The sequence below is a fragment of the Pseudomonas sp. SWRI111 genome (assembly GCF_014268555.1).
GTDB classification, from domain to species: Bacteria; Pseudomonadota; Gammaproteobacteria; order Pseudomonadales; family Pseudomonadaceae; genus Aquipseudomonas; species Aquipseudomonas hamedanensis.
The window spans coordinates 44710-60503 of the sequence record NZ_JABWQQ010000018.1; the positions used below are offsets into that span (position 1 = coordinate 44710).

At 60.0% G+C, this 15794-nt stretch carries 13 protein-coding genes; 4 read left to right on the forward strand and 9 right to left on the reverse strand.

All coding sequences use genetic code 11. The features are described 5' to 3' along the window. Positions 1–33: 33 nt before the first annotated feature. The 4 genes from HU755_RS19895 to HU755_RS19910 are packed head-to-tail and all read right to left on the reverse strand — an operon-like array spanning position 34 to position 6331. Positions 34–1398 (reverse strand): heavy metal sensor histidine kinase, encoded by a 1365-nt coding sequence (locus tag HU755_RS19895; RefSeq protein ID WP_186549024.1) that lies wholly within the window; start codon positions 1396–1398, stop codon positions 34–36. After that, the gene (locus HU755_RS19900; protein ID WP_186549026.1) at positions 1388–2065 is read right to left on the reverse strand and encodes a heavy metal response regulator transcription factor; all 678 of its coding nucleotides are present in this window, start codon (positions 2063–2065) and stop codon (positions 1388–1390) included. The genes HU755_RS19895 and HU755_RS19900 overlap by 11 nt, the downstream gene beginning before the upstream one ends. Before the next feature lie 7 nt (positions 2066–2072). After that, the gene (locus HU755_RS19905; protein WP_186635749.1) at positions 2073–5174 is read right to left on the reverse strand and encodes a multidrug efflux RND transporter permease subunit; all 3102 of its coding nucleotides are present in this window, start codon (positions 5172–5174) and stop codon (positions 2073–2075) included. Beyond that, positions 5171–6331 (reverse strand): efflux RND transporter periplasmic adaptor subunit, encoded by a 1161-nt coding sequence (locus HU755_RS19910; RefSeq protein WP_186635752.1) that lies wholly within the window; start codon positions 6329–6331, stop codon positions 5171–5173. Before HU755_RS19910 ends, HU755_RS19905 begins: the two co-directional genes overlap by 4 nt. Positions 6332–7066: 735 nt before the next feature. On the opposite strand from HU755_RS19910, the gene HU755_RS19915 reads away from it, so the two are divergent. Then, positions 7067–7306 (forward strand): hypothetical protein, encoded by a 240-nt coding sequence (locus HU755_RS19915; protein WP_186549037.1) that lies wholly within the window; start codon positions 7067–7069, stop codon positions 7304–7306. 135 nt (positions 7307–7441) lie between these two features. On the opposite strand, the gene HU755_RS19920 is transcribed toward HU755_RS19915, so the two are convergent. The 5 genes from HU755_RS19920 to norR form a co-directional block, all read right to left on the reverse strand. Continuing rightward, on the reverse strand, positions 7442–8191 hold the full coding sequence (locus HU755_RS19920; RefSeq protein WP_186635755.1) for a YkgJ family cysteine cluster protein: 750 nt from the start codon (positions 8189–8191) through the stop codon (positions 7442–7444). Positions 8192–8274: 83 nt separating this feature from the next. After that, entirely contained in the window at positions 8275–8601 is a 327-nt protein-coding gene (locus tag HU755_RS19925) for a hypothetical protein (protein WP_186635758.1), read from the reverse strand. Positions 8602–8751: 150 nt separating this feature from the next. Beyond that, the gene (locus tag HU755_RS19930) at positions 8752–9210 is read right to left on the reverse strand and encodes a GNAT family N-acetyltransferase (protein ID WP_186635883.1); all 459 of its coding nucleotides are present in this window, start codon (positions 9208–9210) and stop codon (positions 8752–8754) included. A gap of 27 nt (positions 9211–9237) precedes the next feature. Further along, positions 9238–10140, reverse strand: coding sequence for a chemotaxis protein CheV (locus tag HU755_RS19935; protein ID WP_133338371.1), 903 nt, complete (start codon positions 10138–10140; stop codon positions 9238–9240). A gap of 240 nt (positions 10141–10380) precedes the next feature. Next, a complete protein-coding gene (gene norR, locus HU755_RS19940) occupies positions 10381–11940 on the reverse strand; it encodes a nitric oxide reductase transcriptional regulator NorR (protein ID WP_186635761.1) in 1560 nt (519 codons plus the stop codon). A gap of 163 nt (positions 11941–12103) precedes the next feature. On the opposite strand from norR, the gene hmpA reads away from it, so the two are divergent. The 3 genes from hmpA (at position 12104) to cyoA (ending at position 15794) form a co-directional block, all read left to right on the forward strand. After that, complete coding sequence (hmpA, locus tag HU755_RS19945; RefSeq protein ID WP_186635764.1) at positions 12104–13285, forward strand: NO-inducible flavohemoprotein; 1182 nt, start codon at positions 12104–12106, stop codon at positions 13283–13285. 231 nt (positions 13286–13516) lie between these two features. Beyond that, positions 13517–14026: a disulfide bond formation protein B gene (locus HU755_RS19950; protein WP_186635767.1), complete on the forward strand. Its 510-nt coding sequence runs from the start codon at positions 13517–13519 to the stop codon at positions 14024–14026. A gap of 826 nt (positions 14027–14852) precedes the next feature. Next, entirely contained in the window at positions 14853–15794 is a 942-nt protein-coding gene (gene cyoA / locus HU755_RS19955) for a ubiquinol oxidase subunit II (protein ID WP_024014231.1), read from the forward strand.

Below are 15794 nucleotides of genomic sequence, written 5' to 3' on the forward strand. Positions count from 1 at the left end.
TAAATCCCCTCGCCACAGCGCTTGGCTGAGCATTCAGACCGGAAGGTGAATGCCAAAGGTGTTCATCCCCCGATCACTGCGCACAAACACATCCCCGCCATGCATCAGTGCAATCGCCTTGACGATCGCCAGCCCCAGGCCATGGTTGTTGCCACTGTTGCTGCGCGACGCATCGACCCGATAAAAGCGCTCGAACAATCGCGGCAAATGCTCATTGGCAATCGGTGCGCCGGGGTTGGCGACACCGATGCTCACTTGACGTTCCTGCACCTCGATCAGCACTTCGATCACCTGACCCGGCTCGGTATGCTGCACCGCGTTGCTGAGCAAATTGATCAATGCCCGGCGCAAATGCGCGACCTCGATCTGTACCTGCGCATCTCCACTGACCTGCACTTGAACCTGCGCGTCCTCAAGGATGAAATCCAGATACTCCAGCGTCGTGGCTACCTCCTCAGCCAGTGACGTCGAGGTCAGTTTGGTCGCTTTGTTGCCCTGGTCGGCACTGGCGAGAAACAGCATGTCATTGACGATCGAGCGCAGTCGCTCCAGCTCTTCAAGATTGGATTGCAGCACTTCGAAATAATGTTCGGCAGAACGGCCGCGGGTCAGCGCCACCTGGGTCTGGCCGATCAGATTGGTCAGCGGCGAGCGCAGTTCGTGGGCGACGTCGGCGTTGAACGATTCCAGCCGCGACCAGGCCAGTTCGACCCGCTCCAGCGTCGAGTTGAACGATTCGACAAACTGCTTGAGTTCCGGCGGCAACGGCGACAGACGCAAGCGCCCGGCTCTTAGCGGTGGCGCCAGACGCTGGGCCTCCTGAGACAATTTGATCAGCGGCTGCAGGCCAATGCGCGCCACCCAGTAACCCAGCGCCGAGGCCAGCAGCACTCCGACAATCGCCAGGCTGATCAGGGCGATGAGCAATTGATGCTGGGTCTGATGCAATGTCTCGGTGTTGATACCGATCATGAAGCGCAGCGGCGGGCGCTGGTCCTTGGCCGGGAACTGGCTGACCAGCACTTTCAGCGGGTAAGGTTGATCGGGCAGGTGCAGGTCATGCGTACCCAGCGGACCGTTGGCGGCAGCGCGGATCTGCGCGGTGAAATGGCCGTATTCGTAGCGCGGATCGCCGCTGCTGATCCAGAAACTGATGCGCTTGTCTTCCTCGCCGAGCAGCTTGAGTTTGTTGTTGATCTTCACCCAATGCTCCGGCGTGCCGTAACGGCCGACGGTGGATTCGAGCACACTGTAGCGCGCATCGAGTTCGGCTTCCGGCAGCAATCCCAGACCCTTGTCGACCTGTTGATAAAGCGCACCGCCAATCAACACAAACACCAGCAACGCCACCAGCGTGAACATGCCGCTTAAACGCAAGGCAATCGAGTTACTGGACACCACGGCTCTCCAGCACATAACCCATGCCGCGAATGGTGTGCAGCAGTTTTTCATCGAACGGCCCGTCGAGCTTGGCGCGCAGGCGTTTGATCGCGACCTCGACGACGTTGGCGTCGCTGTCGAAATTGATGTCCCAGACCATTTCGGCGATAGCGGTTTTCGAGAGGATTTCGCCCTGGCGGCGAGCGAGTACGCTGAGCAGGGAGAATTCCTTGGCGGTCAGGTCCAGGCGCGTGCCGGCGCGGGTGGCTTTGCGGCTGATCAGATCGATCCAGAGGTCGGCGATAGTCACTTGCACCGGTTCGTGGCCACCGCTGCGCCGGGTCAGCGCTTGCAGGCGGGCGACCAGTTCGAGGAAGGAAAACGGTTTACCGAGGTAATCGTCGGCGCCGTCGCGCAGGCCTTTGATGCGGTCTTCGACGCGCTCGCGGGCAGTGAGCATGATCACCGGAGTCTGCTTGCGTGCGCGCAATGCCCGCAGCACGCCGAAGCCATCGAGGCCTGGCAGCATGACGTCGAGGACGATCACCGCGTAATCGCACTCCAGCGCCAGATGCAGACCTTCAACGCCATCGCGGGCGCGGTCCACGGTGTAGCCCTGTTCAGTCAGGCCACGGTGCAGATAATCCGCGGTTTTTTCTTCGTCTTCGATAATCAGAACGCGCATGACCGCCTCAGTCTGTGGTCGCCAATGCCGCTGCAGGCAAAGGTTTTGGCCGGTGAAACAGCCGCTCGAGCCATAAGTATATGACCGGCGTGGTGAACAGCGTCAGCATCTGGCTGACCAGCAAGCCGCCGACCACGGCAATACCCAGTGGCTGGCGCAGTTCGGCGCCGGTGCCGTAGCCGAGCATCAGCGGCAACGCGCCGAGCAGGGCGGCGAGGGTGGTCATGATGATCGGCCGGAACCGCGTGATGCAGGCCTCGAAAATCGCCTCCTGCGGTGACAGCCCACGCTGGCGCTGCGCCTCCAACGCAAAGTCGATCATCAGGATGCCGTTCTTCTTGACGATGCCGATCAGCAGCACCAGCCCGATCAGCGCCATGATCGAAAAATCCTGGCCGCAGAGCCACAGCATGATCACCGCGCCCAGGCCTGCCGCCGGCAAGGTCGAGATGATCGTCAGCGGGTGCACGAAGCTTTCATAAAGCACGCCGAGAATGATGTACACCGCCACCAGCGCCGCGAGAATCAGCCACGGCTGGCTGGCCAGCGAACTCTGGAATGCCTGCGCTGCGCCCTGGAAGTTGCCGCTGATCGCGGTGGGCATGCCGATCTCGGCCTTGGCCTGATTGAGCAGAATCACTGCATCGCCCAACGCCACGCCGGGGGCGAGGTTGAACGACAGGTTGGCGGCGGGAAACATGCCGTCGTGGGCAATCGACAGCGGGCCGATGGTCGGTGCGTCGAACCTTGCCAGCGCCGACAGCGGCACCATTTCCCCGCTGAGCGGTGAGCGCAGGTAGAAATAGTTGAGGCTTTCGGCCTTGCCGCGCTGTTTGGTATCCAGCTCCAGAATCACGTTGTACTGATTGACCTGAGTCTGGAATTCGTTGATCTGCCGTTGACCGAACGCATCGTACAACGCCTCGTCGACATCGCTGGCGGTCAGGCCGAACCGCGCCGCCGCGCTGCGATCGATGTTGATGTGGGTGATGCTGCCGCCCAGTTGCAAGTCATTGGAAATGTCGCGAAACGCCGGGTTGCTGCGCAGTTTTTCGGTCAGGCGCTGGGTCCAGGTCGCCAGCGTTGCGCCGTCGTTACTCTTGAGTACGTATTGGTACTGCGCGCGGCTCGGGCCGGAGCTGAGGTTGATGTCTTGCCCTGCGCGCAGGTACAGAACGATGCCGGGGACTTTCATCAGTTGCGGGCGGATGCGGTCGATGAACTGGCTGGCGGAAACATCGCGGTCGCCGCGTTTTTTCAGCGCGATCCAGAAGCGGCCGTTGGCGATGGTCTGGTTACTGCCGGAGACACCGACCGAATGGGAAAACGCCTGCACCGCCGGATCGGCGGCGACGATTTCGGCCATCGCCAAGTGTTTTTTCACCATGTCGCCGTAGGAAATATCCGCAGCGGCTTCGGTGGTGCCAAGGACAAAACCGGTGTCCTGCACCGGAAAGAAACCCTTGGGGATAAAGATGTAGCCGCCGACAGCCAGCGCCAGCGATAAACCGAACACACCAATCATCAGTTTCTGATGGGCGAGCGCACGGCGCAGACCTTTCTCGTACCAGCCAAGCAAGCGTTCGCTGAAGCCGGGTTTGGCGTGGGCGTGATGCACCGGTTTGCGCATGAACAGTGCGGCAAGAGTGGGCGCCAGCGTCAGCGACACCACCACGGAAATCATGATGGTCGAGGTCGCGGTCAGGGCGAATTCCTTGAACAGTCGGCCGACCACACCGCCCATGAACAGCAGCGGAATAAACGCCGCCACCAGCGAGAAACTGATCGACACCACGGTAAAACCGATCTCGCCGGCCCCTTTGATCGCCGCCTCGCGCATGCCGTCGCCAGCCTCAAGATGGCGGTGGATGTTTTCCACCACGACAATCGCGTCATCCACCACGAAGCCGACCGCGACGACAATCGCCACCAACGTCAAATTGTTCAGGCTGAAGCCGAGCACGTACATCAACGCAAAACTGGCGATCAGCGACACACCGAGCACCGCCGAGACAATCAGCGTTGCCGACAACTGGCGCAGGAACAGCGCCATCACCGCGACCACCAGCAGGATCGCGATCAGCAAAGTGATTTCCACCTCATGCAGCGAAGCGCGGATGGTTTGCGTGCGATCGATCAGGGTTTTCACTTCCACCGAGGCCGGCAGCATCGCTTCGAGGCCGGGCAGGGCCGCTTGAATGCGGTCGACGGTCTCGACGATGTTGGCGCCGGGCTGGCGCGAGATCACCAGGTTCACCCCCGGCCGACCACCAGCCCAGGCCTGTACGTAGGCGTCTTCTGCGCCATTGACGACTTTAGCGACATCGCGCAGGTGAACCGGGGCGCCATCCTTGTAGGAAACGATGAGTTGGCTGTAGTCCTCGGGATGGAACAACTGGTCGTTGGTCGACAGTGTGGAAATGCTCGATTCACCGTACAGCGCACCTTTCGCCAGGTTGAGGCTGGTCTGCTGGATTGCCAGTCTGATGTCAGCGAGAGTCAGACCAATTGCCGCGAGTTTGTCCGCCGACGCCTGCACCCGAATCGCCGGACGTTGCTGACCGGTGATGTTGATTTGGCCTACGCCGTCGATCTGACTGATCTGACGGGCGAGCAGGGTTTCCACCAGGTCACTGAGTTCGGTGCCGGGCATCTGCGTCGAGCTGACGCTGAGGATCAGCACCGGACTGTCGGCCGGGTTGACCTTCTTCCAGGTCGGCAGCGTCGGCATGTCCTTGGGCAGCTTGCCGGCGGCGGTATTGATCGCTGCCTGCACTTCTTGGGCGGCGGTGTCGATGCTTTTGTCGAGGGTGAACTGCAGGGTCAGCAGGGTTGAGCCCAAGGCACTGCTCGAGGTCATCTGCGTCATGCCGGGGATGGCGCTGAATTGCACCTCCAATGGCGTGGCCACCGACGAGGCCATGGTGTCGGGGCTGGCACCGGGCAACTGCGCCGAGACCTGAATCGTCGGAAATTCCGCTTCCGGCAGCGGGGCAATCGGCAGGCGCGGGAAGGCAATCGCCCCGACCAGCACCAAGGCAATCGTCAGCAGAATCGTCGCCACCGGGTGGTCGATGCACCACGTCGAAATGCCCTTGTGCGAGGTCATGGCTTCGGCTCCGCCTGCACCACTTGCGGCGGCTCGGTCATGACTTGCACAGTCGAACCCGGTTTGAGCCGCGACTGGCCGTCAGTGACCAGCACGTCACCGGCGTTGACGCCCTTGATGATGTCCTGACCGCTGCCCTGATAAACCATCTGCACCGGTACGGCTTCAACCTTGTCGCCGATCACGCGGTAAACGAAGTGTTGGTCGAGGCCGCGTTGTACGACGGTGGGCGGAACGACCAGCGCATCTTTATCCACAGCCGTCTGAATCTTTACCGTAACCAGCAAACCGGGCCAGAGCTTTTGGCTGGCGTTGGCGAATTCGGCCTTGGCGCGAAGGGTGCCGGTGTTGGCGTTGATCTGGTTGTCGATCAGGGTCAGATGACCCTCGCCGAGCAGGTTGGCGGTTTCGCCGTCCGTGTCGGCGCCGATGTAAGCCTTGACTGGTGCTTTCTGTGGGTCGTTGAGCAAGCCTTGCAGGGTCGGCAGCATTTGCTGCGGCAGGGAAAACTCGACGGCGATCGGGTCAATCTGGGTCACGGTAAACAGGCCCAGGGTGTCAGTCATGCGCAGGAAATTGCCCTCATCAACGGTACGAATACCGACGCGTCCGGTGACCGGGGAGCGAATCTGCGTGTAGGACAGTTGCACTTGAGCGGCGTCGATGGCGGCCTGATTGCCTTGAGCCGTGGCCTTGAGTTGATTGACCAGCGCTTGTTGCTGGTCGTAGGTCTGCTTCGAAACGCCGTCGTCGACGCTGAGCAGCTTGTAACGCTTGAGGTTGAGCAGGGCAACTTGCAGTTGCGCCTGGCTTTCGCCCAGTTGCGCGCGGGCCTGGTCGAGGCTGGCGCGGATCGAGCGATCGTCGATAGTCGCGAGCAGGTCGCCTGCCTCGACCAGTTGGCCTTCCTTGACGAGGATCTTCGTCAGGATCCCGTCGATCTGCGGACGCACCACAACGCTATGCAGCGAAAGCACCGAGCCGATGCCGCTGGTGTAGCGCGGCACGTCTTTGGCGCTGACTGCGACGACGCGCACGGGAATAGCGGTCGGGGTGGTGAGCCTGGTCGGAGCGGGTTTGAGTGCAAACCACAGGCCGGCGGCGGCCAGCAGGATTAACAGAATGGCAAGCAGGGCTTTGTTTTTCTGGATTGGCATGCGGGGCGCCGGGGTTCGGAGTTGGGGCAGATTGGCTAGTTATAAACAGGTTTGAGGGTCGGGAGAGTGACGGCTGGCTGTCAGCGCTGTCAGTTTCGGTGTGTATATATCCGTTGCTGCGGTAACGGCGGCTTAGGGTTTCGCCCTTACGGCGACTCACTTTTTTACAAGCGCCGAAAAAAGTAAGCAAAAAACGCTTGCTCCTGCGTTCGGCCCGCTCGCTGGGGCTCGGGGTTCCTTCGCTGCGGGATCGATACGGGGGCAGCGCCTCCGGTTTGCTTCGCTGCACCTCCTCTCGCTGTGTTTGGCTGCGCCAAACGGTCGCTGCGCTCCCGCCCCCGGATCAATCCCTCCACTCAGCCTTCCGATGTCGCCCGTGGATCAAGATCAAGATCAAGAGCGGTACTCGAGCTTGCGCTCATTGTTTTGAGAGGGGCGGCTGCGCCGCGAGCTCCATGCAGGAGCTGTCGAAGGCTGCGATCTTTTGATCTTGCTTCTGCTTTTCTGCGGGAGCGAGCCTGCTCGCGAAGGCGAGTGATTGGGCAACACATCTCTACCGGTCAGTTTTGTTAAACGGTCCCCAAAAGGGACCGATCGTTCCCAGAAAAGGATTTGCTGGTCTGCAAGCCGTTCGGCGTGCGCTGCAAATCTCCAGGTGCCGAGCCATGGCGCACAGGTATACTGCGCGCCTTTGCGGCTCACTGATCGGGCCGACTTTTTGTTCCCGGAGCTTTTATGACTTCCCCGACCCAACCGTCGGTTGACGACGCTGTGAGCGACGTCCCGGCTGAAGTGGCTGACGCCAGCGAAACCAAAGCCGATATCCCCGCGTTCAAGTTCCCCTTCAAACCGGGCGAGCTGGCGTCGGCGAAAGGCTCGAATCAGCCGTGGTACAAGAATGGTGCGAAGAACGGCCACACCAAGACCCCGGGGATGGCACCGCCGGGGACGCGTCGGTCGATGGGTAAGCGCTGATATTCGCAAGTGACCGTGTCTTTGCTGGCCCCTTCGCGAGCGGGCTCGCTCCCACAGATTTAGTGTTCGGCACAGATCCCATGTGGGAGCGAGCTTGCTCGCGAAGGCGGCAGCCGCTACACCACGAATGTCAGATCAAGCCGCGCGCAATGAAATAAACGCATAGGTCAGCGCCGGCTCAGTCACCACCTGCCCACCCGCGGCCAGCACTTGCCCCGCTACATCATCGCCGGATAAATGAAACAGCCAGTCGCTCTGTTCAGGCGTCAGCGGCAGCGCGGTCACTTGATCAATCACCGCTGCAAACGCATCCATGTTCGGCAAGTACGCGGTAAATCCGTCACCCTTCAGCGCCGTGGTACGAATCCCCAGCCTTGCACAGATCGCATCCTTGAGCTGAATGTCATCCCGGTCCGCCTGCCGTGAGCGCTGGATCAGCGTCAGCAGTTCCTGATCGACCAGCTCGCCGCCAACGATCAACGCCGGCCCCTGTTCCCAGGACTCGGGCGGGCAATCCTTGGCTGCGGGGTTGAGCGGGATGTGCGGATTGATTTCTGCCGGGTAAATCCGGCACACCAAGGGGCGCCGTTCATAGATCCGGCAGCGTTTGTCGTCGTCAAGATTCCGGCAGGGGCCGACGTTGTAGGCTGCGAAGGTGATTGCTACATGCGCATCTGTGGCCCCACTGCGCACCACCACCGAACGGCGTTCGGCATGTTCGCGTTGCTGCGCCGGCAAGCCCAGGCCATTGCCGAGAAACGCCTCGACCAGGACGATCACCTGACCGCCATCCGCAGCCCACATACGGGCTTCGGTCAAGGTCAGCGGGACATGGTGGTCGGTGCAGCACTTGCCGCAGCCTACGCAGGAAAACGTCGTATTCATTGAGCGATCTGTCTTCAATCAAGGTATGAAACGGTGGCGGAAAACCACCGCACAGACGCGGATCGAAGCAAGTTATGCGCCACTCAACGGTTTTTCGCGGTTGGGCGGATCGAGTCCCATTCGGTAACGAAGGCGGTTTTTGACTGTTTGTTGTACAGGCACAGTTCGCTGCCCTGCTGGCCTTTCATGTGTTTCTGCGGGTATTGGCCTTGCAACAGCACGGCGGTGTAGCCGACGCGATCATCGAATTGCGCGGGTGTGCCGACCGGTTTGACGTTTTTCAGGTTGCTGGCCTTGGTGCAACTGGCGAGCACGGTTTTGTCGTACGCGGCCCAGGCGTCAGGGCTGGAGGCGTGGGCCTGGGGGGCGAGGGCGGTGAGGGCGAGCAGGGCCAGGGTGATGGCTTTCATGGTAAGGGCATCCTTGGTCGTGAGTGGCCAGGGTTGGAGTATGCCTGAGGGTTGGAAGTTGCCTGTACCGGCGTCATCGCGAGCAGGCTCACTCCTACATTTGAAATGCGTTCCAACTGTAGGAGTGAGCCTGCTCGCGATGGCGCTGGATCATTCAGCGACCATCTCCCGTCGAATCACGTACATCCCGACACTTTCATACAACCGCTGCGCCCGCAGGTTGTCCTCCAGCACTCTCAAATCAACAAACCCTTCGCGCCGTTGTTCGAACACTTTGAAGGCATGCAGCAGCAACCCCCGTCCAAGCCCGCGGCCCTGCCAGCGCGGATGCACTACCAGATTCTTGATATATGAACTGGTCCAGCACTGCGCTACACCAACGACGCCCCCGGCATCGCAAGCAACGAAACACAGCGCCGGATCGTATTCAGGATCGCTGAGAAACCGCTGCTGCCAATCGTTCAGCGGCGGCACGCGACCGCCACCGTCACGCTGCCCGAGTTGCATCAACTGATGCACCGCTGGCGCCAGTTCAGCGCAGTAAACGGACAATTCGATACCTGACGGCCATTGCGCATCCGGCACTCCTGCATCCAGGTCGCGGCGCATCAGAAAGCAAAACGTCTCGGCCAAGACTCAGTGACCGTTGGCCGCGACGTGTTTGGCCGCTTCGATCAATCGTTGGGTCAATTCCGGCGAGGAGAACTTGGTCAGCACGGCGTTGGCCCCGGCCAGCCGGGCTTTTTCGCTGTTCATCGCGCTGTCGAGCGAGGTGTGCAGCAGCACGTACAAATGGGCAAAATCCGGGGTTTCGCGCAAGGTGCGGGTGAAGGCGTAGCCGTCCATCTCGGACATTTCGATGTCAGAGACAATCAGGTTGATCTGCTGCGCGGTGCCTTGCAGGTCGAGCAGGCAGTCGATGGCTTCCTTGGCACTGCGCGCGGTGTGGCATTGCAGGCCGAGATTACGCAGGGTGTGCACCGATTGTTGCAGCGCCACCTGACTGTCATCGACCACCAGAATCCGCGCATTGCCGAGGACTTCGGCGTCTTCCATGGACAGGTCGGTCGGGGCCATTTCGATCTGCGCCGGGGCGATGCTGTGGATGACTTTTTCGATATCCAGCACTTGCACCAGTGTGCCGTCTACCGAGGTCACGCCAGTGATGTAAGCTCGCGAGCCGCCGGAGCCGAAGGGCGGCGGCTTGATGTCGGTGGTCAGGCAATGGACGATCTTGCTCACTGCCTGCACATGCAGGCCTTGCTTGGAACGGCTGACGTCGGTAACGATCAGGCAGCCGCCGTTCGGGTCTTCCAGCGGGCGTTCGCCGATGGCGCGGCTCAGGTCGATCACTGACAACGATGCACCGCGCAGAGACGCGATGCCTTTAACATGCGGATGCGACTCCGGCAGCTTGGTCAGCGGCGGGCAGGGGATGATTTCACTGACTTTCAGCAGGTTGATCGCCATCAGCTTGCCGCTGCGCAAGGTGAACAGCAGAAGCGAAAGTGAATCTGCGCGGGCTTTGGTGGAGGACATAAGAACCTTCTGTGGAAAAAGGTGATGGGCGAGGATGGAAATCGCCGGAAACCATTGATGCCGGGTTATCGGCGTCAAAAGGTGGGGCTTTAGGTCAGTTGTCGGCAGGAAAAAAACATCTGTGGCGAGGGGATTTATCCCCGTTGGGTCGCGTAGCGGCCCCAAAAGATGGGACTGCTGCGCAGTCCAGCGGGGATAAATCCCCTCGCCACAGGTCATCAAGCAAGCTACATGGCGTGGTTATTTCATGCCCAAGCGCTTGGCCATTCGCCCAAGATTAGCCCGGTCCACCCCCAGCTCCCGGGCCGCACTCGCCCAATTATCCTGATTACGCTCCAGCGCTGCGCTGATCAACCGCCGCTGGAACTCATCGGTGGCACTGCGCAAATCCCCGCTGATCATTGGCATCTCGTCAGGCAGACCCGCCGGAGCCGGCTCAACCACGTTATCCACAACCTCCCGCGGCAAATCCAGATCTGTCGCGCTCAAGCTGAGAATCTTCGGTCGCACTTTGCAATTGCCCAGCGCCTTCAATGCACTGCGCCCGATCAGGTGTTCCAGTTCGCGTACATTGCCCGGCCATGCGTAGGCGAGCAGCGCCTCCTGGGCGTCGGCGGTCAGGCGCAGGCTGTTGAGGCCCATGCGCGAGCGGTTCTGTTCAAGGAAAAAACCGCTGAGCAACAAGACATCGCGCCCGCGATCGCGCAGCGCCGGCACTCGCAGCGGGTACACGCTCAAACGGTGATAGAAGTCGGCACGGTAACGCCCGCTGCGCACCTCTTCGGCCAGATCGCGGTTGGTTGCCGCAATCAAGCGCACATCGACCTGATGCTCCTTGTCCGAGCCCAGTCGCTGCAACTGGCCGCTTTGCAGCACGCGGAGCAATTTGGCCTGCACGGTCAGCGACAATTCGCCGACTTCATCGAGAAACAAGGTGCCGCCGTTGGCCAGTTCGAACTTGCCGCGGCGGTCGCTGGTGGCGCCGGTGAAGGCGCCGCGCACATGGCCGAACAACTCGCTTTCTACCAGCGTGTCGGGCAGGGCGGCGCAGTTGAGGCTGATGATCGGCTGGTTGGCGCGCGGCGAGGCGGCATGGATGGCTTGGGCGACGAGTTCTTTGCCGACGCCCGTTTCACCGGTGATCAACACGGTCAAGTCGCTGCCACCGACCAGATTGATTTCTTCGATCAGGTGTTTGTGCGCCTTGCTTTGGCCGATCATCTCGCGGTGCTGCTGGCCGCTGGCCTGACGGTAAACCTCGGCGCGTTGATGCTCGTCTTCGGCGCGAATCGCCAGGCGCTCGATGCGCTCGGCGGCGTTGACCGTGGCCGCGGCGAGGCTGGCGAAGGCTTGCAAAGCATCGAGTTCGATCGGTTCGAAACGCTCCGGGTCCAGCGCATCGAGAGTGATCAGGCCCCACAGCTTTTCATCGACAAATAAAGGACAGCCGAGACAGTCGTGCACTTCAAGGTGCTCGTCGAGACCCTCGACCAAGCCGTCATAAGGGTCGGGCAAGTCGCTGTCGGCGGCGAAGCGCGTCGGCCCGGCGCCGCCCAGAAGAATCTCGAAACGCGGGTGCTCGCGGACCTTGAAGCGCCGGCCCAGAGTGTCGGTGCTTAAACCGTCGACCGCCAGCGGCACCAGGGATTCGCCATCCAGACGCAATAACGCCGCCGCATCGCAGGGCAACAGCGCGCGCATGGCTTCCAGAAGACGCCGGTAGCGCTCGCCCTCGGGCAGTTCGCGGGAAAGGTCAGCGACCAGGGGCAGCAAAGTGGTGAGTAACGATTTGGCGATCATAGGCTGCTAGTCAAAAAGACACGATGTAGTCGAGATGACTATACGGGGTATCGAGTCGATATGACTACTCAATGTTTAAGCTATTGATCTATAACGATTATTTAGTTGGCACGAAACCTGATACCGCTAAAGCAACTTTTCAAGAAAGCGCAGGAGTCACCTTATGCTTAGCGTTCAGGATCGTGCCATCATCAAATCCACCGTGCCTCTGCTCGAAAGCGGCGGTGAGGCGTTGATCAACCATTTCTACCGGATGATGCTGTCCGAGTACCCCGAAGTGCGCCCTCTGTTCAACCAGGCTCACCAGGCCAGTGGCGACCAGCCACGGGCGTTGGCCAACGGCGTCTTGATGTACGCCCGTCACATTGATCAGCTCGACCAGTTGGGCGATCTGGTGGCGAAGATCATCAACAAGCATGTGGCCCTGCAGATCCTGCCAGAGCATTATCCAATTGTCGGTGCCTGCCTGCTGCGCGCCATTTCCGAAGTACTTGGCGACGAGATCGCCACACCCGAAGTGATGAGCGCCTGGGGCGCGGCGTACGGGCAATTGGCCGACATCCTGATCGGTGCGGAAAGCGCCATTTATGACCAGAAGGAACAGGCCGTCGGCGGCTGGCGCGGTGCGCGGGAATTCATCGTCGCGGCCAAAGTGCAGGAAAGCGCTGAAATCACCTCGTTCTATTTCGAGCCTGCGGACAAAGGCCCGATTCTCGCGGCTGAACCGGGTCAGTACATCGGCATGAAGCTGATCCTCGACGGCGAAGAAATCCGCCGCAACTATTCGTTGTCGGCGCTGGCGAACAACGGTCAATACCGGATCAGCGTCAAGCGCGAGCCGGGTGGTCGCGCATCGAATTACTTGCATGATCAACTGCACGTTGGAGACAACATCCAACTGTTCCCGCCATCGGGCGAATTCACCTTGGCGGCGAGTGACAAACCGCTGGTGCTGATCAGCGGTGGCGTCGGCATCACTCCGACTCTGGCGATGCTCGAAGCGGCGCTGGCAACCGAGCGCCCTGTGCACTTTATCCACTGCGCGCGTAACGGCAGCGTTCACGCGTTCCGTGATTGGGTCGACGGCCTGGCGGCGCGTCATCCACAGCTCAAGCGCTTTTATTGCTACGCCGAAGAGGATGGCGTCAGCCCGGCGGCGGACAAGGTCGGCCTGCTCAGCGAAGCCTTGCTCGGCGAGTGGCTGCCGGCGCAGCGTGATGTCGATGCGTACTTCCTTGGGCCGAAAGGGTTCATGGGCGCGATCAAGCGGCACCTGAAAGCGCTGGGCGTGCCGGAACAGCAAAGCCGTTACGAGTTCTTTGGGCCGGCTGCTGCTTTGGAGTGATCTGACACCGAGTTGTCTCGTTCGCGAGCAGGCTCGCTCCCACAGGATTTGTGTTCGACACAATCCAGTGTGGGAGCGAGCCTGCTCGCGAATCGTTTGTGCGACGCAAACTCATGCCTCCCGTTGGAGGTTAATCATTCCTTAACCGCTCTATCGTTTATTGCCCCGGTGTAGACTTGCGACAATTTCAGCCGCCGGCCGGCTGGACCATGGACTTACAAGGGAAAGGCGATGAGCGAGGAAACGATTCGATTGGGCCGTGAGCGGCGTTATCTGGTGTTGCTGGGGATCATTTGCCTCGCGCTGATCGGTGGCGCGCTGTACATGCAGATCGTGCTTGGCGAAGCGCCGTGCCCGCTGTGCATTCTGCAGCGTTATGCGTTGCTGCTGATCGCCGTGTTCGCGTTCATCGGCGCGGCGATGCGCAGCCGTCGCAGCATCACCGTGTTCGAAACGCTGGTGGTGATCTGCGCGATTGCCGGGGCCGGCGTCGCCGGGCATCACGTGTACACCCAGTTCTATCCGGCGGTCAGTTGCGGCATCGATGTGTTGCAGCCGATTGTTGATGATCTGCCGCTGGCGAAAGTCTTCCCGCTGGGTTTTCAGGTTGACGGTTTCTGCTCGACGCCGTACCCGCCGATCCTCGGCCTGTCGCTGGCGCAATGGGCGCTGGTAGCGTTTGTGCTGGTGGTGATTCTGGTGCCGCTGCTGACCTCGCGTAATCGAAAAGCGCTGCGCTGAGTCAACTTTTCAGCACGGGTGCCGATAAACAAAACGCCCCGATTCTCCGCGAGGAAAATCGAGGCGTTTTGCATTTCAGAGCGCTGGTGAAAACGCCGTGACGAACGGCAATGAAGTGTGCGGCAAGTGTGCGACATGTTGTCACACGCGAGCTGTCGCAGGGGCTGGCGAAGCGCTCGATTGCTCGCCTGTTACATAAAAACATTGGCCAGTTTCGACGTTTTCGGGCTTTAGGACGCATGTCCCGGATCAGGCAGTTTTAACAGCCTCGGGCAACAGGCCAAAACCCTTGGATCATCGGGCTTTGCGCCGATCATGCAGACGTAGCAGGGTTGCGGAGCTGTCTGATTTGAGGCGCTTACACCTACAAATTTTGACGTTTTTGTTGAGAAACGATTTCGATAACATGGGCGACTTTTGCAAAAATGACGAGGGATTGTTGCTCTGAGTGATAAAAATTATTTCGGGATAAGACATGGTGTATAGGGCGCTACCTATCTACAATCGCCCGCACTGAATTCCCGGCACTGTTCAGCCTTTATTAAGGAACTGATCAGGAGGTCGGGTGTCGAGCGAGCCGCGAGGCTTTCGAGGCACCCAGGTGTCGGTGCCTTCCAACTTTCCGCACCAAATGGAATTGGTCTGTAACAAGGCCTTTGACCACGAATTCGAATAAGAACTGAACGCTGTCCCAAGGTTTTGTCGAGCGTGTGACGCGCGACGGGCGGCCCTTATTCAATCCAAAGAAAATGCCAACCCTTGGCAGGGTGAAGTGTTGGCGATCAAAACCCAACTGCATTGCGCAAGCTGCTTTAGAGGTCGTGAGATGAGTAAAAACAGGTACCCCAGATTACTAGGCCTAGTGCCGCTGCTCGGCACGTTGCTGCTGGGAGGCTGCAACATGACCTTGCTCAATCCAACGGGCCAGGTCGGCCTGGAACAGCGCAACCTGATCATCACCGCCACGCTGCTGATGCTGTTGGTCGTCGTGCCGGTCATCGTCATGACCTTCCTGTTTGCCTGGAAGTACCGCGCTTCGAACAAGAACGCTGTCTACACGCCGAAGTGGTCGCACTCGACCAAAATCGAAGTGGCGGTATGGACCATCCCGGTGCTGATCATCATCGCCCTGGGTTACATCACTTACATCTCGACTCACGAGCTGGACCCGTATCGTCCGATCGAGTCTGACGTCAAGCCTGTGACCATCGAAGTTGTCGCGCTGGACTGGAAGTGGCTGTTCATCTACCCGGAACAAGGCATTGCCACGGTCAACAAGATCGTGTTCCCGGCGCACACGCCAATCAACTTCAAGATCACCTCTGACGCTGTGATGAACTCGTTCTTCATCCCGGGTCTGGGCGGCCAGATCTACGCGATGGCGGGCATGCAGACCAAGCTGCACCTGATCGCCGACCGCAACGCTGAAATGGACGGTATCTCCGCCAACTACAGCGGCGCCGGTTTCACCGGTATGAAATTCAAGGCTATCTCCACCACTCAGGAAGATTTCGACGCCTGGGTAAGTGAAGTCAAGAAGTCACCTAAACAGCTTGATCAAGCTGAATACGCGGCCCTTGCCAAACCGAGCCAGAACAACCCAGTCGAGCTCTACTCGTCGGTCACGCCGAACCAGTTCCAGATCATCGTCGACAAGTACGAAGGTATGAAGCCGGGCAAGCCGCTGAAGCACGAGAAGAAAGAGAAAGAAGTGGCGGCCACGGATATTGACGCGGGTTCGCATTCAGCTGCCGGGGCAGAGGAGTAA